The sequence below is a fragment of the Streptomyces sp. NPDC057900 genome, assembly GCF_042887885.1.
GTDB lineage: Bacteria > Actinomycetota > Actinomycetes > Streptomycetales > Streptomycetaceae > Streptomyces.
Genome location: NZ_JBHVOI010000005.1, coordinates 512,971 through 529,283 on the forward strand (window position 1 = coordinate 512,971; position 16,313 = coordinate 529,283).

The 16,313-nt window shown below is 72.3% G+C and carries 18 protein-coding genes; 14 read left to right on the forward strand and 4 right to left on the reverse strand.

The features are described from left to right. Positions 1 to 6: 6 nt before the first annotated feature. Positions 7 to 654: a uridine kinase gene (locus tag ACFVQ0_RS22540; RefSeq protein ID WP_390090604.1), complete on the forward strand. Its 648-nt coding sequence runs from the start codon at positions 7 to 9 to the stop codon at positions 652 to 654. Here ACFVQ0_RS22540 and ACFVQ0_RS22545 read toward each other — a convergent pair. From ACFVQ0_RS22545 to ACFVQ0_RS22555, 3 genes are all read right to left on the reverse strand, one after another. Further along, positions 651 to 1,577, reverse strand: a complete 927-nt coding sequence (locus ACFVQ0_RS22545; protein WP_390090606.1) for a carbohydrate kinase family protein — start codon at positions 1,575 to 1,577, stop codon at positions 651 to 653. The genes ACFVQ0_RS22540 and ACFVQ0_RS22545 overlap by 4 nt on opposite strands. Further along, positions 1,574 to 2,515 (reverse strand): pseudouridine-5'-phosphate glycosidase, encoded by a 942-nt coding sequence (locus tag ACFVQ0_RS22550; RefSeq protein ID WP_390090608.1) that lies wholly within the window; start codon positions 2,513 to 2,515, stop codon positions 1,574 to 1,576. The genes ACFVQ0_RS22545 and ACFVQ0_RS22550 overlap by 4 nt, the downstream gene beginning before the upstream one ends. A 63-nt stretch (positions 2,516 to 2,578) precedes the next feature. Next, positions 2,579 to 3,277 (reverse strand): LuxR C-terminal-related transcriptional regulator, encoded by a 699-nt coding sequence (locus ACFVQ0_RS22555; RefSeq protein ID WP_390090610.1) that lies wholly within the window; start codon positions 3,275 to 3,277, stop codon positions 2,579 to 2,581. Positions 3,278 to 3,594: 317 nt separating this feature from the next. On the opposite strand from ACFVQ0_RS22555, the gene ACFVQ0_RS22560 reads away from it, so the two are divergent. The 13 genes from ACFVQ0_RS22560 to ACFVQ0_RS22620 all read left to right on the forward strand — a co-directional run bounded on the left by ACFVQ0_RS22560 (position 3,595) and on the right by ACFVQ0_RS22620 (position 14,503). Then, positions 3,595 to 4,740 carry a sensor histidine kinase gene (locus tag ACFVQ0_RS22560; RefSeq protein WP_390090612.1) on the forward strand — a complete coding sequence of 382 codons (1,146 nt, stop codon included), beginning with the start codon at positions 3,595 to 3,597 and terminating at the stop codon, positions 4,738 to 4,740. A 125-nt stretch (positions 4,741 to 4,865) separates the two neighbouring features. Then, on the forward strand, positions 4,866 to 5,768 hold the full coding sequence (locus tag ACFVQ0_RS22565) for an ABC transporter ATP-binding protein (protein WP_390090614.1): 903 nt from the start codon (positions 4,866 to 4,868) through the stop codon (positions 5,766 to 5,768). After that, the gene (locus ACFVQ0_RS22570) at positions 5,761 to 6,513 is read left to right on the forward strand and encodes an ABC transporter permease subunit (RefSeq protein ID WP_390090616.1); all 753 of its coding nucleotides are present in this window, start codon (positions 5,761 to 5,763) and stop codon (positions 6,511 to 6,513) included. Before ACFVQ0_RS22565 ends, ACFVQ0_RS22570 begins: the two co-directional genes overlap by 8 nt. Positions 6,514 to 6,636: 123 nt before the next feature. Continuing rightward, the gene (locus ACFVQ0_RS22575; RefSeq protein ID WP_311306310.1) at positions 6,637 to 6,768 is read left to right on the forward strand and encodes an aborycin family tricyclic lasso peptide; all 132 of its coding nucleotides are present in this window, start codon (positions 6,637 to 6,639) and stop codon (positions 6,766 to 6,768) included. A 62-nt stretch (positions 6,769 to 6,830) separates the two neighbouring features. Continuing rightward, positions 6,831 to 8,669, forward strand: coding sequence for a lasso peptide isopeptide bond-forming cyclase (locus ACFVQ0_RS22580; RefSeq protein WP_390090618.1), 1,839 nt, complete (start codon positions 6,831 to 6,833; stop codon positions 8,667 to 8,669). Continuing rightward, positions 8,666 to 8,929, forward strand: a complete 264-nt coding sequence (locus tag ACFVQ0_RS22585) for a lasso peptide biosynthesis PqqD family chaperone (RefSeq protein ID WP_390090620.1) — start codon at positions 8,666 to 8,668, stop codon at positions 8,927 to 8,929. The genes ACFVQ0_RS22580 and ACFVQ0_RS22585 overlap by 4 nt, the downstream gene beginning before the upstream one ends. Next, complete coding sequence (locus tag ACFVQ0_RS22590) at positions 8,926 to 9,354, forward strand: lasso peptide biosynthesis B2 protein (protein ID WP_390090622.1); 429 nt, start codon at positions 8,926 to 8,928, stop codon at positions 9,352 to 9,354. The genes ACFVQ0_RS22585 and ACFVQ0_RS22590 overlap by 4 nt, the downstream gene beginning before the upstream one ends. Beyond that, positions 9,351 to 10,316, forward strand: coding sequence for an ATP-binding cassette domain-containing protein (locus ACFVQ0_RS22595; protein ID WP_390090624.1), 966 nt, complete (start codon positions 9,351 to 9,353; stop codon positions 10,314 to 10,316). The genes ACFVQ0_RS22590 and ACFVQ0_RS22595 overlap by 4 nt, the downstream gene beginning before the upstream one ends. Continuing rightward, positions 10,313 to 11,197, forward strand: coding sequence for an ABC transporter permease (locus tag ACFVQ0_RS22600; protein ID WP_390090626.1), 885 nt, complete (start codon positions 10,313 to 10,315; stop codon positions 11,195 to 11,197). Before ACFVQ0_RS22595 ends, ACFVQ0_RS22600 begins: the two co-directional genes overlap by 4 nt. Next, positions 11,194 to 11,679 carry a MauE/DoxX family redox-associated membrane protein gene (locus ACFVQ0_RS22605; RefSeq protein WP_390090628.1) on the forward strand — a complete coding sequence of 162 codons (486 nt, stop codon included), beginning with the start codon at positions 11,194 to 11,196 and terminating at the stop codon, positions 11,677 to 11,679. Before ACFVQ0_RS22600 ends, ACFVQ0_RS22605 begins: the two co-directional genes overlap by 4 nt. A gap of 2 nt (positions 11,680 to 11,681) precedes the next feature. Further along, positions 11,682 to 12,413, forward strand: a complete 732-nt coding sequence (locus tag ACFVQ0_RS22610; protein ID WP_390090630.1) for a DsbA family protein — start codon at positions 11,682 to 11,684, stop codon at positions 12,411 to 12,413. Continuing rightward, positions 12,410 to 13,735 carry a lasso peptide C-terminal Trp epimerase gene (gene mslH / locus ACFVQ0_RS22615; protein WP_390090632.1) on the forward strand — a complete coding sequence of 442 codons (1,326 nt, stop codon included), beginning with the start codon at positions 12,410 to 12,412 and terminating at the stop codon, positions 13,733 to 13,735. Before ACFVQ0_RS22610 ends, mslH begins: the two co-directional genes overlap by 4 nt. Before the next feature lie 90 nt (positions 13,736 to 13,825). Next, complete coding sequence (locus tag ACFVQ0_RS22620; RefSeq protein ID WP_390090634.1) at positions 13,826 to 14,503, forward strand: response regulator; 678 nt, start codon at positions 13,826 to 13,828, stop codon at positions 14,501 to 14,503. Between the two features lie 425 nt (positions 14,504 to 14,928). Here the strand turns inward: ACFVQ0_RS22620 and ACFVQ0_RS22625 are convergent, their stop codons facing one another. Beyond that, complete coding sequence (locus ACFVQ0_RS22625; RefSeq protein WP_390090636.1) at positions 14,929 to 15,939, reverse strand: hydroxyacid dehydrogenase; 1,011 nt, start codon at positions 15,937 to 15,939, stop codon at positions 14,929 to 14,931. Positions 15,940 to 16,313 lie beyond the last annotated feature (374 nt).

Consider the following 16,313-nt stretch of genomic DNA (forward strand, 5'->3'; position numbering starts at 1 on the left):
GGTGACGTGCGATTCGAAGCGATCACCTGGGAACGGCTGGCGGACGCCCTCGCCGCGCACGCCGACGCGCTGGAGCCGTCCGACGGCGGGCCCTGGCTCAAGGTCGCCGTCGACGGGGCCCCGGCCGCCCGGACCGGCGAGCTGGCCGAGTCGCTCGCACAGGCGCTGCGGCTGCGCGGCCGGGCCGTGCTCCCGGTGTCCACGGCGGGGTTCCTGCGGCCCGCGAGCCTGCGGTACGAGTACGGAAAACGGGACCCCGACTCGTACTACGGCAGCTGGTTCGACACCGGAGCGCTGTGGCGCGAGGTGTTCGGTCCGCTGGAGGCGGGCGGCAGCGGGCGGGTGCTGCCCGACCTCTGGGACCCGGCGACGGACCGGGCCACCCGGAGCCCCTACCGGCTGCTTCCGGAGGGCGGGGTACTGGTGGTGCACGGGCCGTTGCTGCTGGGGCACTGGTTCCCGTTCGACCTGAGCGTCCACCTGCGGCTGTCGCCGGGCGCGCTGCGGCGGCGCACGGAGGAGGCCGAGCAGTGGACGCTGCCCGCCTTCGAACGGTACGAGGACGAGGTGGCGCCCGCCGGGAGCGCGGACGCGGTCGTCCGGGCCGACGACCCGCGCCACCCCGCCTGGACGGGACTCCGGGACAGCCCTTAGGCCGCGCCCGTGTCCGCTGCCGGTCCCCCCGGCAGGGGCGGCCGTCCGCCCATCGCCATGACGGCCAGAGCTCCCGCGCGGCACCCCGCCGCGGCGGCCGTCGCGGGGTCCTCGCCCGCCAGCAGCGCCGCGAGGAAGCCGCCGGTGAAGGCGTCGCCCGCCCCGGTGGAGTCCACCGGGTCCCGCACCGGTTCGGCCGGGACCCGGCCGGTCACCGCGCCCCCGGTGGCGAGCAGGACGCCGTCCCGGCCCAGGGTGACGACGGCCCGGCGGACCAGCAGGCTCAGCTTCGCCGCGGCGTCCGCCGCTCCGGGGAGGCCGGTGAGCAGCCGGGCCTCGTCCGCGTTGGGCAGCAGCAGATCCACCTCCCCGACGAGCTCCAGGAACCGGTCGACGCCGAGCTCGGCCAGGAACCCCGCGGAGGCCGGGTCGACGCTCACCGGGATGTTCCGCCGCCCGGCCTCCCGGAGTGCGAGCAGGGCCGTCGCGCGGCTCCTCGTGGCGAAGAGCAGGTAGCCGGAAAGGTGGAGGCGGCCGATTCCGTCGAGCATCGACGGGGACCAGTCCTCCGGTGCCAGGCGCAGGGCGGCGCCGCTGTCCGTGAGGAAGGTGCGTTCGGCGGCGGAGTCGACCAGGGCGACGACCGTCGCGGTCGGGGCCCCGTCGTCCACGGCCAGCAGAGCGTGGACGCCCGCCCGGCGCAGCCGGTCCCGGTGCCAGGCGGCGGAGTCGGCGCCGACGCGGGCCAGCAGCCGCACCTCGGGGCAGCCGGAACGTACCGCCCAGCAGGCCACGTTGGCTCCAGCCCCGCCCGGCAGGGTCCGGATGCCGGCCTTGGTGTCCGTACCGTGGACCAGCGCTGTTCCGTGCCGGGCCACCACGTCCGTGACCACGTCCCCGACGACGAGGAGTCCACCGGTCACCGGGCGGTCCAGGCCGTGGCGATCCGGGCGGCGAGCGCCACATTGCCCCGGACCGCCGTCAGGTTGGCCTCCAGCGAGGCACCGCCGGTCCGCCGCGTCAGCTGGTCCAGCAGGTACGGCGTGACGGCCTGCCCCACGATGCCGTGCTCCCGGCACGCGTCCAGCGCCTCGGCCAGCACCCGGTCGTGCAGGGCGGGATCCAACTGCTCCTCCGGCGGTACGGGATTGGCGACGATCAGCGCCGCCGCCGGGCCGCCGAGCGCGTCCTGGGCCCGCATCACCCCGGCGACGTCCTCCGGGCTGTGCACGGTCCAGTCGACCGGTTCGCCCGAACTGCTGAGGTAGAACCCGGGGAACCGGTCCGTGCCGTAGCCGAGCACCCCGACGCCGAGCGTCTCCAGTCGCTGGAGTGTGGCGGGCACGTCCAGGATCGACTTCACGCCCGCGCAGACCACGGTGATGCCGGTTCCGGCCAGCAGCCGCAGGTCCGCCGATTCGTCCTGGGTCTCGGTCCAGCCCCGGTGCACCCCGCCGAGCCCGCCGGTCGCGAAGACGCGCAGGCCCGCGCGTGCGGCCAGGAACGCCGTCGCGGAGACCGTCGTCGCCCCGCTCGCGCCCGCCGCCAGGGCCGGGGCGAGGTCCCGGTGGCCGAACTTGCGCATCGCCGGGTCCTGGGCGACCCGCTCCAACTGGTCCTTGTCCAGGCCGATCCTGGCCCTGCCGTCCAGCACGGCGATGGTGGCGGGCACGGCGCCGCCGGTCCGCACGAGCCCCTCCAGCTCCTCGGCCACCCGCAGATTGCGGGGGCGGGGCAGACCGTGGGCGATGATCGTCGACTCCAGCGCGACGACGGGCCGGTGCGCGGCGAGGGCGGCCCGCACCTCTGCGGAGACCACGGGTGCGTAGGGGGCGGTGCCGAACGGCTCAGTCAGTGACATGTCCACATCCCTGTCGCGGGCGGGCCGCACTCAAACGTCCACCACCCGGGCCGCGTCGGCCGTTCAGGCGAGCTGGGCCAGCTGGACCTCCGGCTGCCCGCCGAATCCGGCGTCACGGGCTCGCACCGCGGCCGAGGCCCGGTCATGCACCTCCAGCTTGGTGAAGATCCTGGAGACGTAGTTGCGCACGGTCTTCTCGGCGAGAAAGAGCCGCCGCGCGATCTGCTGGTTGCCCAGACCGTGGGCGAGCAGGTCGAGTATTTCCAGTTCGCGACTGGTCAGGCCGCAGAAGTCCGTCGGATCAGGAATGTTCTGCATCTGCATCGAGGAGAAGTAGCTGCTGAATCTGGCAGCGATCGTTCTGCTGAAAGCGGCGCCGCCTTTCGCGACGATGCGAATGGAATCGAGGAGCTCGTCCGGTGAACCGATGCGTGCGAGATAGCCGCTGACGCCGACGCGCAGTGCCGCCACTATCATGTCGTCGTCATCATTCTGCGAGACAACGAGAATCTTCGGACGCGATCTCTCATGGCCGTATTTCGTGAGGACCTGCTGCACGTTCTCGCAGATGATTTGTTTCGATGGAGGCTCTCCCAGGATGATGACGTGCGGTTTCACCGCGTCTTCTTCGGGACATCGGAGCCAGTCGGCGGCGTCCAGGGTCCGGTCCAGCAGGACGACGTTCTCGTCCTGGTCGACAATGGCCTCCAGGCCCGCGAGAGTGACCGAGTCCTCGCCGATGATGAGCAGGTTTATTTCCACTTCTCCACGCCTTTCTCCGTCATTCCAGGAATTGAAATGCCAATACAGAGAAGCCGTACAGGGCTCCTTCTGACCATCATTCGTTCATGTGGGTGCATGAGATGAGTGGGGGGCCGGAGGTGTGGTGACGCAAATGCCGAGTATGCTGACGCGGTTCAGGGGAACGCAAGTTCGTTCATCAAGTGAAAGAAAACGCTTCCGCTTGGGGGTCGACTCTCGGCCAGGTCCGGCGGGCCCTGGGACGCGATCGGTAGGGACGGCGACGGCCGGACTCCGCGGCGTTGGACGTACCGCAGAACAGCGAATACTTTCGCCGCATGGTGCCTATCCGCGACCGGCGATCAATCGTGTTCGACGTGATGGCCGCGCTCGGCTTCACGCTGCTTCCGCAGCTCTCGCCGCTGCGCCCCGCCCTGGGCGGCGAGTTGAGCGGCACCACTGTCTGGCTGCTCTCGCTGAGTGCCGCGCTGCCGCTGACCGTCCGGCAGTTGTGGCCGTCGCCGGTCTTCGGCGTCACCCTTGTCGCGGCCTGCGCGGCGCTGCCGTTCGGACTCGGGCCCACCTCCTTCCTCGCCGCCGCCTACGCGCTGTACCTGGTGGCCCTGCGGCGGCAGCCGGGGCGTTCCGCGGTCCTCGTGGGCGGCGTGTGCGCCGCCGGCGCAGCGCTGTTGACCATGACGGGAAGTCAGCACTACGAGGGCGGGACCCGGGCCGTGCAGGCCGTGTTCGGGGTGCTGGTCCTCGGTGCGACCTGGGCGGCGGGGTCGGCCGCCCGGGAGCGCCGGGCCGGGGTCGAGCGCGTCATCGACCAGGCGGCCGAGCGGGCGAAGGTCGAGGAGCGCCTGCGCATCGCCCGCGACATCCATGACGTGGTCACCCACAGCGTGGGCCTGATCGCGGTCAGGGCCGGTATCGCCAACCACGTGGCCGAGACGCGCCCGGAGGAGGCGCGTGAGGCCCTGGTGATGATCGAGGGTGTCAGCCGGCAGGCGCTGCGGGACATGAGGGCCACGCTCAGGGTTCTGCGCCGGGAGGACCGGCGGGAGGACCAGGAGGAAGCGGCCGCCCGGGATCTGCGGCCGGTGCCCGGACTCCTGGACCTTCCGGCCCTGGTGCGGATGGCCGAGGCGGCCGGCGTCGGCGTCGACCTGCGCTCCCACTGCCCGCAGGAACCTCCGGACGGGGTCGCCACGTCCGCCTTCCGGATCGTGCAGGAGGCCCTGACCAACGTCGTCAAGCACGCGGCACCGACCCGCTGTTCCGTGCGGATCGTCGCGGCGGAAGGCGTGCTGACGGTCGAAGTCGCTGATGAGGGACCCGGTACCGGGCACCGCCCCACCGTGCCGGGGGGCGGGCTCGGACTCGTCGGGATGCGGGAGCGCGCCGACGCGCACGGCGGCACATTCACCGCCGGGGCGGGGCCGGACGGAGGGTTCCGGGTCGCGGTGACCCTGCCCTACTGACCCGTAGGCGTTCGTGTCCTGAACCGGACTCATTCGCAGGTATGGGTTCCGGGCGCCGGAGACGCCCGGCCTTCCCGCCGCGCGAGCGATGCGGGAGCCGGGGGCCCACGGCCAGACTGGATCGCATGATCGACGTCTCGAACTTGACGAAGCGGTACGGGCCGAGCACCGTCGTCGACGGACTCACCTTCACCGTGCGGCCGGGAGCCGTCACGGGCTTCCTCGGCCCCAACGGGGCCGGGAAGTCCACCACGATGCGGATGATGCTCGGCCTGACCCGCCCGGACGAGGGGTCCGCGCGGATCGGCGGGCACGCCTATCACGAGCTGCGCTACCCGGCCCGGCACGTCGGGGCGCTGCTGGAGACCTCCGCCCCGCACCGCACTCTGACCGCGTTCGACCACCTGCGCTGGCTGGCGCGGAGCAACCGGATCCCGCGACAGCGGATCGGCGAGGTCCTCGACACCGTGGGCCTCGCGGACGCGGCGAAGCGGCGGATCGGCACGTTCTCGCTCGGCATGGGCCAGCGGCTGGGCCTGGCGGCGGCCCTCCTCGGGGACCCGCCCGTCCTGGTCCTCGACGAACCGGTCAACGGCCTCGACGCGGAAGGCATCCGCCGGCTGCGTGAACTGCTGCGCGCCCAGGCGGCAGAGGGCCGGACCGTCCTCGTCTCCAGCCACCTGATGACGGAGATGTCCATGGTCGCCGACCACCTGATCGTCATCGACCGGGGCAGGCTCCTCGCGGACACCGGCATGGCGGACTTCATGGAGCGCCACGGCAGGTCCTACGTACGGGTACGGACGACCGAACCGGTACTGCTGAGAAGGGAGCTGGAGCGCGCGGGAGCCTCGGTGGCCCCGACTCGCGACGGCGGCCTGGAGGTCGACGGGCTGCCGGCGGGCGAGATCAGCCGCCTCGCCGCGGCGAGCGGCCTCGCGCTCGACGAACTGAGCACCCACCAGGGGTCCCTGGAGGACACCTTCCTCGGACTCGTCGCCAGGACGGGAGGACAGACCCGTGTCTGAGACACTCGCGGCCGTCCGGGCCGAGTTCATCAAGATGCGCCGCATCCGCAGCACGTTCCTCGCGCTGCTGCTCTTCGTCCCGCTCAGCGTGCTCATCGGCGCTCTGGACGGCTGGTCCGCGAAGTCGGCGATCGAGTCCGACAACGGGATGATCCGGGACGGATTCACCGCACAGCAGGCCGGACTGGACGGAATCCTGTACGGCCAGCTCGCCCTGATCGTCTTCGGCGTGCTCGTCGTCAGCAGCGAGTACGCCTCCGGCATGATGCGCGTCTCCCTGCTCGCCGTCCCCCGGCGCGGCCGGCTCTACGCGGCCAAACTCGCCGTCACCGCTGCCGCCGCCCTGCTCGTCGCGATCCCGGTCACCGTCGTCGGGTACCTGGTCACGCAGGCGGCACTGGGCCCGCACGGCGCCTCGATCACCTCGGACGGGGTGCCCCGCGCCCTGGCCGGGGCGGTGCTCTACCTGACCCTGATGAGCCTGTTCGCCGCGGGGGTGGCCGCCGCCGCGCGCAGCGCCGTCGTACCCCTGGCCGTGATGCTGCCGATGGTGCTCGCCGGCTCCCAGATCCTCTCCGTCATCGGGGCGACGAAGGAGGTGGCGCGCTACTTCCCCGACCGGGCGGGGACCCAGATGCTCACGGTCGACTCGGGCGACGCCGTCAGGGGCTGCGCGGTGCTGCTCGTCTGGACCGCGGCGGCGCTCGTCCTCGGCTTCGTACGCCACCGCCGGTGGGACGTGTGACGGGACCCGGCCGGGGCGCCTGCCTCACGCCCGTGGGACACGCGCCGCCGTAACTTCCCAGTCAGCCGGGTCGAGGACCGAAGAAGTCGGTTCGAGTGATCCGGCCCAACTGGGAGGAAAACCATGTCTGTTGAGATCTACGAGCCCCCGATGCTCCAGGAGGTCGGCGACTTCGACGAGCTCACCAAGTGTCTCGGCGTCGGAAGCTGCAACGACTTCGCCGGCTGTGGCTACGCCGTCGTCTGCTTCTGGTGAACTCATCCGGTGCCGGTGCGTCCGTTTCGGACGCACCGGCACCGCCCGGGGAACGAGGCGACATGGAATTCACAGTTCTTCCGGACTGCCCGGCCGGTGCCGCGGTCGCGGCGAAGGTACGGGCGAGCTGCCGGATCGACCACGCGTCGGGGCGGCCCTGGATCCTCGGGCACTGGCCCGACGGCGAGACCACGCTGATCGAGGCCGGCCGGCACCGCCTGGTGCTCATCGGCGACACCCGGATCGATCCGGCGGCCGCGGCCGCGACACTCGCCCGGACGAATTCGCCGCACGACGTGGACAAGGAGGCGGCCCGGCTGCCGGGCCTGTTCCACCTGATGGCCTCGGTGGACGGCGTCACCCGGGTCCAGGGTTCGCTCGTCGGCGTACGGCAGGTCTACTCGGCCGTGGTCGACGGTGTGACGGTGGCGGCGAGCGGCGTGGAACCGCTGCTGCGGCTCACCGGAGCCGGCCTCGACGAGGCGGTGCTCGCCGCCCGGCTGCTGGCGCCGGGCGGCGCGCCGTGGCCGCTCGCCCAGCGACCCGTCCGCCGGGGCATCGACCCGCTCAGGACCGGGCACTGGCTGCGGATCGACTCCGACGGCCGCTCCCGGCAGGTGCGTTGGTGGCAGCTCCCGGAGCCCACCCACTCGCTCGCGGAAGGCGCCCAAGCCGTCCGCACCGCGCTGGCGGAGGCGCTCGCCGCGCGGGTGCGCCCCGGCCGGACCATCAGCGCCGACCTGTCCGGCGGCATGGACTCCACCTCGCTCTGCTTCCTCGCCGACGCGGCCGGTGCCGACCTGGTCACCTATCACGTCGCACCACTGGACAGGGCGAACGAGGACACCGCCTGGGCGGCCAGGGCCGCGGCCCTGCTGCCGAGGGCCCGGCACCACACACTGGCGGCGGACCGTGCGGAGAATCTGTTCGGCATCGGTTACACCGCCGGTCACAAGGACGCGGCACCCGAGGGACCGTCCACCTGGGCCTCCGGACTCCCGCACATCAGGGACCTCGCGGGACGGGCCACGGAGCAGGGCGCCACCCTGCACCTGAGCGGATTCGGCGGCGACGAGCTGTTCGGCCGGATGCCCACCAGCGCCTGGTCACTGGCGCGCGCCCGGCCGGTCAGCGGGCTCCGGCTGGTCAACCGCTACCGGCTCGCCAACCGCTGGTCCTGGGGCAAGACCGTGAGGGCGCTCGCCGACCGGCGGACGTTCGCAGAGAACCTGACGGCGGTCGCCGCCCGGATCGCCGCCCCGCCCCCGCCGCTCGACGAACCCGACTTCGGCTGGGTGTTCGCGCCCCGCATGCCGTCCTGGGCCATGCCCGAGGCGGTGTCGGCGGTCCGGCGGCTGCTCACCACGACCGCCCGAAGCCTGCCGGAACCCCTGGACGCCGACCGGGCCCGGCACCAGGCACTGGCCTCCCTCGTCTTCGAAGGGTCGACGATCCGTCAGATCAACACGGTCGTGGCCGGCTCCGGTATCGCGTGGGACGCGCCGTTCCTCGACGACCGGGTGATCGCGGCGGCGCTCACCACCCGGGTCGACCAGCGCCTGGCCGCCGGCCGGTTCAAACCCCTGCTGACCTCCGCCGTACGCGGGACCGTACCCGGAGAGATCCTCGACCGGCGCGACAAGGGCGAGTTCAGCGCCGAGGCGTTCCGCGGCCTCGAACGCAACCGGGCCGCGATCCTGGAGCACTGCGAGGACTCGCACCTCGCCCGCCTGGGCCTCATCGACCCGGCGGCGTTCCGTGCCGCGGTGCTCAACCCCGGGCCGATGTCCCACCACCTCCAGCCGATCGACACCACCGTGGCCTGCGAGAGCTGGCTCCGGACCCACACCGGGGCGGACGCCCCGCACTCCGACACCCAGGACACGGGAGCAAGCAGATGAAGCTGAGGCTCGCCCGCGACGTCACCCTCACCCCCGTCGACTCGGGCGCCGTCCTGCTCGACGGACGCCGCGGCCGCTACTGGCAGCTCAACGCGTCCGGCTCCGCCGTCCTGCGCAGGCTGCTCGACGGGGACGGACCCGACGCGGTCGCGGCGAGCGTGTCAGAGGCCGCCCCGGTCGACGCCGACCGGGCACGGCAGGACGTCATGGCGCTCATCGAGTCGCTGAGCGCCGCCAACCTCCTGGAGGTCTCCGCATGACCACCCCCGCGGTCGCCGAGCACGCGGCACGCCTCCCGCTGCGCAGACAGCTCGCACCCCGCTGCGCGGCCGGCGCCGCCCGGCTCCTGGTGCGGCTGCCGCCCGCCCGGCTGCACCGCCTCCTCGGCGTGATCAGCCGGGGCAGCCGGCCCGCCGGATACGCGGAGGTGGCGCGGGCCCGCCGATCGGTCGTCTCCGTCAGCACCCGCTGCGCGGGCCTCGGCTGCCTCCAGCGCTCCGTCGCCACCGTCCTGATGTGCCGGGCCCGTGGCCGATGGGCCGACTGGTGCACCGGATTCCGCACCCAGCCTTTCGGGGCGCACGCCTGGGTCGAGGCCGACGGCCGCCCGGTCGACGAACCCGGCGAGCTGAGCGTGTTCCGTACGGTCCTGAGCGTGCGGCGCTCCGAGGGGAGCCCGCGATGACGGCGATCAGGGCCGAGAGCCTCTACGCGTACTACGGCACCCGGGCGGCCGTGAACGGCCTCGATCTGGCAGTGCCGGAAGGCTCGACGTTCGGCTTTCTCGGGCCGAACGGCGCCGGCAAGACCACCACCATCAGCATGCTGACCACACTGCTGAAACCCACCGCGGGCCGCGCGGAGGTGGCGGGCTTCGATGTCGCGAGGCAGCCGGCCGAGGTCCGGCGCCGGATCGGCATCGTGTTCCAGGAGTCGACGCTCGACCTGGAGCTCACCGCCGTCGAGAACCTCCGCTTCCAGGCGGGCCTGTGCGGGCTGCCGCGCCACGAAGCGCGTACGGCGATCGCCGCCATGCTCGAACTGATGGAGCTGTCCGCGCGCGGCGGCGTCCCCGTACGGCAGTACTCCACCGGACTGCGCCGGCGCCTGGAGATCGCCCGCGGCCTGCTCGGCGCCCCCCGGGTCCTCTTCCTCGACGAACCGACGACCGGACTCGACGCACAGACCCGCGCGGCGGTCTGGGACCACCTGGACCGGCTCCGCCGGGAACAGGGCATCACGCTCTTCTTCACCACGCACCAGCTGGAGGAGGCCGAGCACTGCGACCAGGTGGCGATCGTCGACCGGGGCAAGGTGATCACCCAGGGCACGCCCGCGGAGCTGAAGACCGTCATCGGATCGGACGTCGTCGTGCTGCGCACGGAGGACGACACCAGGGCCGCGGACGCCGTCTCCGAACGCTTCGGCATCGCCGCGGAACCCACCCCGGACGGGCTGCTCCTCAGGGTCGCGGACGGCGCCGGGCTCGTCCCGCGACTCTGCACCGGTCTCGGTCTCACCGTGCACTCGGTGTCCGTCGCACCGCCCACGCTCGACGACGTCTTCCTGCACCACACCGGGTCCGCCATCCGCGAGACCGGGACGAACGCACACACGCTGAACAACATCGGGGAGGGGCTGCGATGAGCCGCACCGACACCGTCCGGGAAGCCCCCGGCGGCTACGCGGCCACCGCCGCCGCCGAGGGCCCGCCGCCCGGTTCCGGGCCCCGGCACGCGCTGCGCCCGTACGCACTGCTCTGGCGGCGCGAGATGATCCGGCTGAAGCACAACCCGGTACGCCTCGCCATGGGACTCGTGACACCCCTGCTCTTCCTCGTCGTCCTCGGAACCGGCCTCGACGCGGCCTCCGGGAACCTCGGCAAGGCCCAGCTGAACGACTACCGGGCCTTCCTGTTCCCCGGCGTGCTGGTCATGTCCGTGCAGGCACCCGCGATCGCGGTGGGCATCTCGCTCGTGTGGGACCGCCGGCTCGGAGTGCTGCGGCAGATGCTCGTCGCACCGTTCCCGAGGTCGAGCATCGTGCTGGGCCTCGCGCTCGGCGGAGCGACCACGGGCGCCCTCTACGGACTGCTGGTCCTGTCCGTCGGAGGCATCGCAGACATCCGGTACACCCCGGCGCTGTTGCTCGTCCTGCTGGAAATCCTGCTGGTCTCCCTGCTGTTCACCTCGCTCGGGCTGCTCGCCGCGGTGACGATCCGGCAGGTCGACACGTTCCAGGTCGTGGTGAACCTCAGCCTGATGCCCCTCATGTTCTTCTCGGGCGCGATGTTCCCGCCGAACGGCCTGCCGGGCTGGCTCGCCATCGTCGTCAAACTGAACCCCCTCACCTACGGAGTCGACGCCGTACGCCGGACCCTGCCCGGCCCGGACGTGCTCAGCTCGGAGCAGACGCGGCTGCTGATCGGGGACTGGCACCCACCCGTCGTCGCGGAGGCGGGGCTGCTCGTCGCGATCGTGGCCCTCGCGCTCGGCGTGGCCACCTACCGGTTCTCCCGCACCACATGACCGGGACGGCGCGGATCACGAAGACATGGGCCCCCACCGCGGCCCGCATCGTCCTGGCGGTGGTCCTCGGCTACGCGGGCCTGGTGAAGATCCGGGACCTGAACGACGCGGGGCGCTCGGTCGCGGTCTACCGCATCGTGCCGGACGATCTCGCCGAACTCATCGGCGGCGCGCTGCCGTTCGCCGAGATCGCGGTCGCGCTGCTCCTGGTGGCCGGACTGGCCACGCGGGTGGCGGCAGTCGTCACGGCCGTCCTGCTGGCCGTGTACGTCGCGGCCATCGTCTCGGTGTGGGCCAGGGGGATGTCGATCGACTGCGGCTGCTTCGGCGGCGGCGGCACCCTCACGAGCGGCGCGGAGCGCGGATACGCCATCGACATCGCACGCGACCTGGTCCTGCTCGGGGCGGCCGCCCTGCTGATCCGGAATCCGCGGACCCGCTACGCCCTGGACCGCTGGGTCCTGGACACGAAGGAGGAATAGGCATGCCCCCGACGCAGCCCACGGACACCTCGGTACGGGACATGGTGACAAGACGGCACCGCCGCCGGCGCACCCTCCTCATATCGACCGTGGCCACGGTCGTCATCGCCGCCGCCGCGGTGGTCGGCGCGGGACTGGTCCGGACGAACAACTCCGATCCCGGAAAGGCCCCGGACCGCGCGCCCGCCGGTGCGACGGCCGACAAGGCGGGTCTCGCGGTATCCGGCGGCGCGGTCCGTGTCGACCTCTACCTCGACTACCTCTGTCCCGAATGCCGCAACACGGAACGGGCGATCGCCGCCGACCTGAAGGGGCTGAAGGCCGGTCGGGGCGTGCGGCTCGTCTACCACCCCGTCGCCTTCCTGGACGACTACAGCAGCCCCGGCGGCTACTCGACCCGTGCCGCCTCCGCGGCGGCCTGCGCCGCCGACCGGGGAAGGTTCGAGGAGTACTCCTCCGCGCTCTTCGAGAAGCAGCCGCCCGAGCGGGGGCCGGGACTCAGCGACGAACAGCTGATCAGTACGGCGGAGGACGTGGGCATCAAGGGCGACGCCTTCACCCGCTGCGTCCGCGACGCCACCCACAGGCCCTGGGTGAAGTACGTCTCGGAGGCAGCCGCCTCCCGCAGGGTCTCGCTGACCCCGACCGTCATGGTCGACGGAAAGCGCCTCGACATGACGGGCGGCGATCCGGGTGGAACGCTCGTCCGCGCGGTGCGGGAGGCGCGGCGATGACCACGCTGACCGTGGCACTCTCCGGTGACTGCATGGCCACCAGGGGCGCGTTGATCACGTCGGACCCGGCGGCCGAGCGGTTGCGCGGACTCCTGCGCGGCGCGGACTTCGCCTTCACGAACCTGGAGGTGGTGCCCAGCGACGGCCGGGGCCACCCCGTGCACAACGCGGCGGGCGGCGGCGGCCTGATCGCGGACGCCGGTGTGCTCGACGAGATCACCGAGGCGGGTTTCTCCGTGCTCGGCTGCGCCAACAACCACGCCCTGGACATGGGCGTCGACGGCGTGCTCGGCACTCTGGACCTCCTGGACGCGCGGCGGATCGCCTACGCCGGGATCGGCACCGATCTGCCCGCCGCCCGACGGCCCCGTTACGTGGACCGGCCCGGCGGCGGCCTGGCCCTCATCGCGTGCAGCTCGACCTTCCTGCCCGGACAGGAAGCGGCCGCGCCCTCGCCCGAACTGCCGGGCCGCCCCGGACTGAACCCGCTGCGGCACGGCGCCACCCTGGCGGTGACCGGCGCCCAGATGGAGGTGCTGCGGGAGATCGACGCGCGGACCGGGCTGCGGGCCCGGCGGGCCGAGGCACGGACCCTGCTCGGCATCGATCCCGCCCTCCCCTCTCCCGAGCGGCTGACGCTGTACGGCGCGCGCTTCCAGGTGGCGGAGGAGCCGGGGCTGACGACCGTGTGCGACCGGACCGACCTGGACGAGATCGCCCGCTGGGTGGCCGAGGCCCGCGGCCGGGCGGACGTCGTCCTGGTGAGCGTGCATTCCCACGAGCCGGGGCCGACACCGGAGGAACCGGGGGAGTTCCTGCGCGCGTTCGCCCACCGGATGGTGGACGAGGGGGCCGACGCCGTGGTGGGGCACGGCCCGCACTTCCTGCGGGGCATCGAGCTCTACCGGGGCAGGCCGATCTTCTACAGCCTGGGCAACATCGTCAGCCAGATCGAGCTCGCAGACCGGGTTCCCGCCGAGGACTACGCGAACATCGGCGCCGCTCCCGGGACGGTCGCGCCGGGCCGGTACTTCGCCGAACTCAGCGGCCACGGAAGCCGCTTGTTCGCCCCGCACCGCCGCTATTGGCGTTCGCTGGTGCCGGTCCTCACCTTCGACGACGGCACGCTCGTCGGCGTCCGCCTCCATCCGGTGGGCCTGGGCTTCGGCGAACCGGTCCACCGCCGGGGCCGCCCGCGGCTGGCCGGTCCGGCGGAGGCGGAGGAAATCCTCGCCGACGTCGCCCGCCTCGCGGAGCCGTACGGCACCACGGTGAAGGCCGGGGACGCGGGAAGCGGCGAGTTGCTGCTGGACGGGGGGTGAGTGCCTTCCGCGGAAGGCACCCGGGAGGGGCGCCGCTGCTAAAATCGGCGCGGCCGAAGCCCCCGACGAGCGGTATGCGAGGGACGCGCGATGACCGACGTGGTCCGGGTGCTGATCGCCGACGACCAGGCGCTGTTGCGCGGGAGCTTCCGGGTCCTCATCGACTCGACGCCCGGAATGGAAGCGGTCGGCGAGGCGGGTGACGGCGCCGCCGCGGTGGAACTGGCCCGGGAACTCAGGCCGGACGTCGTGCTGATGGATCTGCGCATGCCCGTCCTGGACGGCGTCGCGGCGACCCGGCACATCTGCTCGGACCCGTCGATGTCCGGTGTGCGGGTGCTCGCCCTCACGATGTTCGACATGGACGCGTACGTCTATCCGGCCCTTCAGGCGGGGGCCAGCGGGTTCCTGCTGAAGGACACCTCACCGCACGAACTGGTCGCCGGTATCCGGGTCATCGCCACCGGCGAGAGCGTCCTCGCGCCGACCGTCACCCGTCGCCTCATCGCGGACTTCTCGCGCCACAGCACGGCCCCCCGGCCGGTGTCGAGGCTCGTCGGACTCACCGGGCGGGAGCAGGAGGTGCTGGTGCTGATCGCGAACGGGCTGTCGAACGCGGAGATCTGCGAGCGTCTGGTGATCAGCCTGCCGACCGTGAAGACACATGTGAGCAGCCTCCTCGCCAAGCTGCGGGCCAGGGACCGCGCGCAGCTGGTCATCATCGCGTACGAGAGCGGGCTCGCGGAGCCGGGAATGCCCGCCGGATAAGGCTTTCTCATTCCGGACCGGTCCCGCTGCGGCAGAAAGGCGGAAGTCCGCGATTCCCGTTGCCACTGCTGCCGTACGGGCATGAAGGTGCCGATACCCGCGAGGAATGATTTCCGAACGCGTTCCCGGTCCCGGGACCCTTGCCCGTTCTTCTGGCTTCTGGCCCCTCGGTCTCGCGGTGGTCGGGCCGGAAGATTGTTCGGAGAATTATGCGGAGCGGCAGTACGGGGCCGGGACGCCTGCCTGCCCCGAACTATCGCTCCTCCCGCTTACGTCTCACTGACGTTTCACTAACGTTTCGCTGTCGTGGCGTCCCTGGGCTGCGGACTTGTGGAATGGGGTGCCTGCCGGGCTTGCCCGGTCCCGGGAATTCGGTACAGCATGGCCGCCTTGCGTCAGGCCGCCGGTATCGGGCCGACAGGCCGTCAGGCCAGTGAAGCGGCGTGCGCGGGTTCGATGGCGTGACGGAGCGGCCGGTTCTGTGTGAACCGGCCGAGTTCGTCGAGCACGAGCTGTCCGAGGCGCCGGCGTTCGGCACCCAGGGCGCCGCCGAGGTGCGGTGTCAGGACGACGTTGGGGAGGGTGAACAGTGGCGAGTCATGAGCCGGGGGCTCGGGATGCGTTACGTCGAGCACGGCGGTGAGATCGGGCCTGGCACCCAGGACCTGAGCGGCGGCCGGCTCGTCGATCAGCGCGCCCCGCGCGGTGTTGATCAGCGTCGCGCCGGGGCGCATCGAGTCCAGCAGCCGCGCCCCGATCGTGCCGCGGGTCTCGGGCAGGAGCGGTGCGTGGAGGCTGACGACGTCGCAGGTGGCGAAGAGTTCCCCGACGGGCACCAGCCGGACGCCCGCCCGGCGGGCGGCATCCGGGGAGGCGACGGGATCGGTGGCGAGGACCTCGACGTCGAACCGGGCCAGGTGGGCGGCGACCAGCCTGCCTATGTGGCCGAGCCCCAGCAGGCCCACCCGTGACCGGCAGGCGCCCGGGACCTGGGGATTGTGCGGGAACCGGCGGCTGTTCGCGACCTCCCGCGCGATGCGGTGGGTCTGCTTCAGCCCGAGGAGGACGTGGGCGAGGGTGAATTCCGCGACGGGGACGGCGTTGGCCGCGGCGGCGGAGACGATCGGGATGCCGCGCTCCCAGAAGGCGGGCGTCGTCAGGTGCCGGACGGACCCCGCCGCGACGAGCACGGCCCGCAGCCGGGGGGCCAGGGACAGGAAGGCGGTATCGAGGACGGGCGCCCCCCAGCCGGTGAGCAGGACGTCGACGTCCCTCAGGGCCTCGGGGTCCGCGGCCAGCTCCTCGCGGGTGCGGGGCGGTCCCTGCCAGCGTGCGAGCCGGCCGATACCGGCCAGCACCTCGGGCGGGTAGACGTCCGCCCGGCGTTCTTCCTCCATGACCAGCAGGGCTGTCGGTGCGGTGGCCGGTTCGTTCATGTCGGGTCTGGCTCCTCGGCCGGTCCGGGGCCGGACCGGCGGCCTGGCGGCCGTCGGTCCCCGCTCGGATCTGTGGGCGAATGGCGGGCTGAATGTCGTGGAACGGTGTGGCCTGTTTAGTTCCCAGGCCGGATGGCTCGCAGGGACGATACATCGGATCACTGGAATGTCCTCGCGTGCAGGTCGGATGTCCAGTCCCTGTTTCCCGGCGGTTGCTGTCGTGGTCCGAACTCGCCCCGGGGCGGGGAGTCAGTTCGGGTGCTGAGGTGAACGGGGCGGTTATAGGGGGATTTTCGGAGGTGCTATCGCCCGCGCGCGTTCCGGATTGCCGGAGCTGTGCTCGGAGAGGTGTCCGGCGGGGGCGGTGCTGACTC

What these genes read in the sequence shown, in the direction of transcription:
- ACFVQ0_RS22550 (WP_390090608.1), bottom strand. Translation starts at nt 2,515, where the DNA reads ATGTCACTGACTGAGCCGTTCGGCACCGCCCCCTACGCACCCGTGGTC.
- ACFVQ0_RS22560 (WP_390090612.1), top strand. Translation starts at nt 3,595, where the DNA reads ATGGTGCCTATCCGCGACCGGCGATCAATCGTGTTCGACGTGATGGCC.
- ACFVQ0_RS22565 (WP_390090614.1), top strand. Translation starts at nt 4,866, where the DNA reads ATGATCGACGTCTCGAACTTGACGAAGCGGTACGGGCCGAGCACCGTC.
- ACFVQ0_RS22575 (WP_311306310.1), top strand. Translation starts at nt 6,637, where the DNA reads ATGTCTGTTGAGATCTACGAGCCCCCGATGCTCCAGGAGGTCGGCGAC.
- ACFVQ0_RS22580 (WP_390090618.1), top strand. Translation starts at nt 6,831, where the DNA reads ATGGAATTCACAGTTCTTCCGGACTGCCCGGCCGGTGCCGCGGTCGCG.
- ACFVQ0_RS22585 (WP_390090620.1), top strand. Translation starts at nt 8,666, where the DNA reads ATGAAGCTGAGGCTCGCCCGCGACGTCACCCTCACCCCCGTCGACTCG.
- ACFVQ0_RS22590 (WP_390090622.1), top strand. Translation starts at nt 8,926, where the DNA reads ATGACCACCCCCGCGGTCGCCGAGCACGCGGCACGCCTCCCGCTGCGC.
- ACFVQ0_RS22595 (WP_390090624.1), top strand. Translation starts at nt 9,351, where the DNA reads ATGACGGCGATCAGGGCCGAGAGCCTCTACGCGTACTACGGCACCCGG.
- ACFVQ0_RS22600 (WP_390090626.1), top strand. Translation starts at nt 10,313, where the DNA reads ATGAGCCGCACCGACACCGTCCGGGAAGCCCCCGGCGGCTACGCGGCC.
- ACFVQ0_RS22605 (WP_390090628.1), top strand. Translation starts at nt 11,194, where the DNA reads ATGACCGGGACGGCGCGGATCACGAAGACATGGGCCCCCACCGCGGCC.
- ACFVQ0_RS22610 (WP_390090630.1), top strand. Translation starts at nt 11,682, where the DNA reads ATGCCCCCGACGCAGCCCACGGACACCTCGGTACGGGACATGGTGACA.
- mslH (WP_390090632.1), top strand. Translation starts at nt 12,410, where the DNA reads ATGACCACGCTGACCGTGGCACTCTCCGGTGACTGCATGGCCACCAGG.
- ACFVQ0_RS22620 (WP_390090634.1), top strand. Translation starts at nt 13,826, where the DNA reads ATGACCGACGTGGTCCGGGTGCTGATCGCCGACGACCAGGCGCTGTTG.
- ACFVQ0_RS22625 (WP_390090636.1), bottom strand. Translation starts at nt 15,939, where the DNA reads ATGAACGAACCGGCCACCGCACCGACAGCCCTGCTGGTCATGGAGGAA.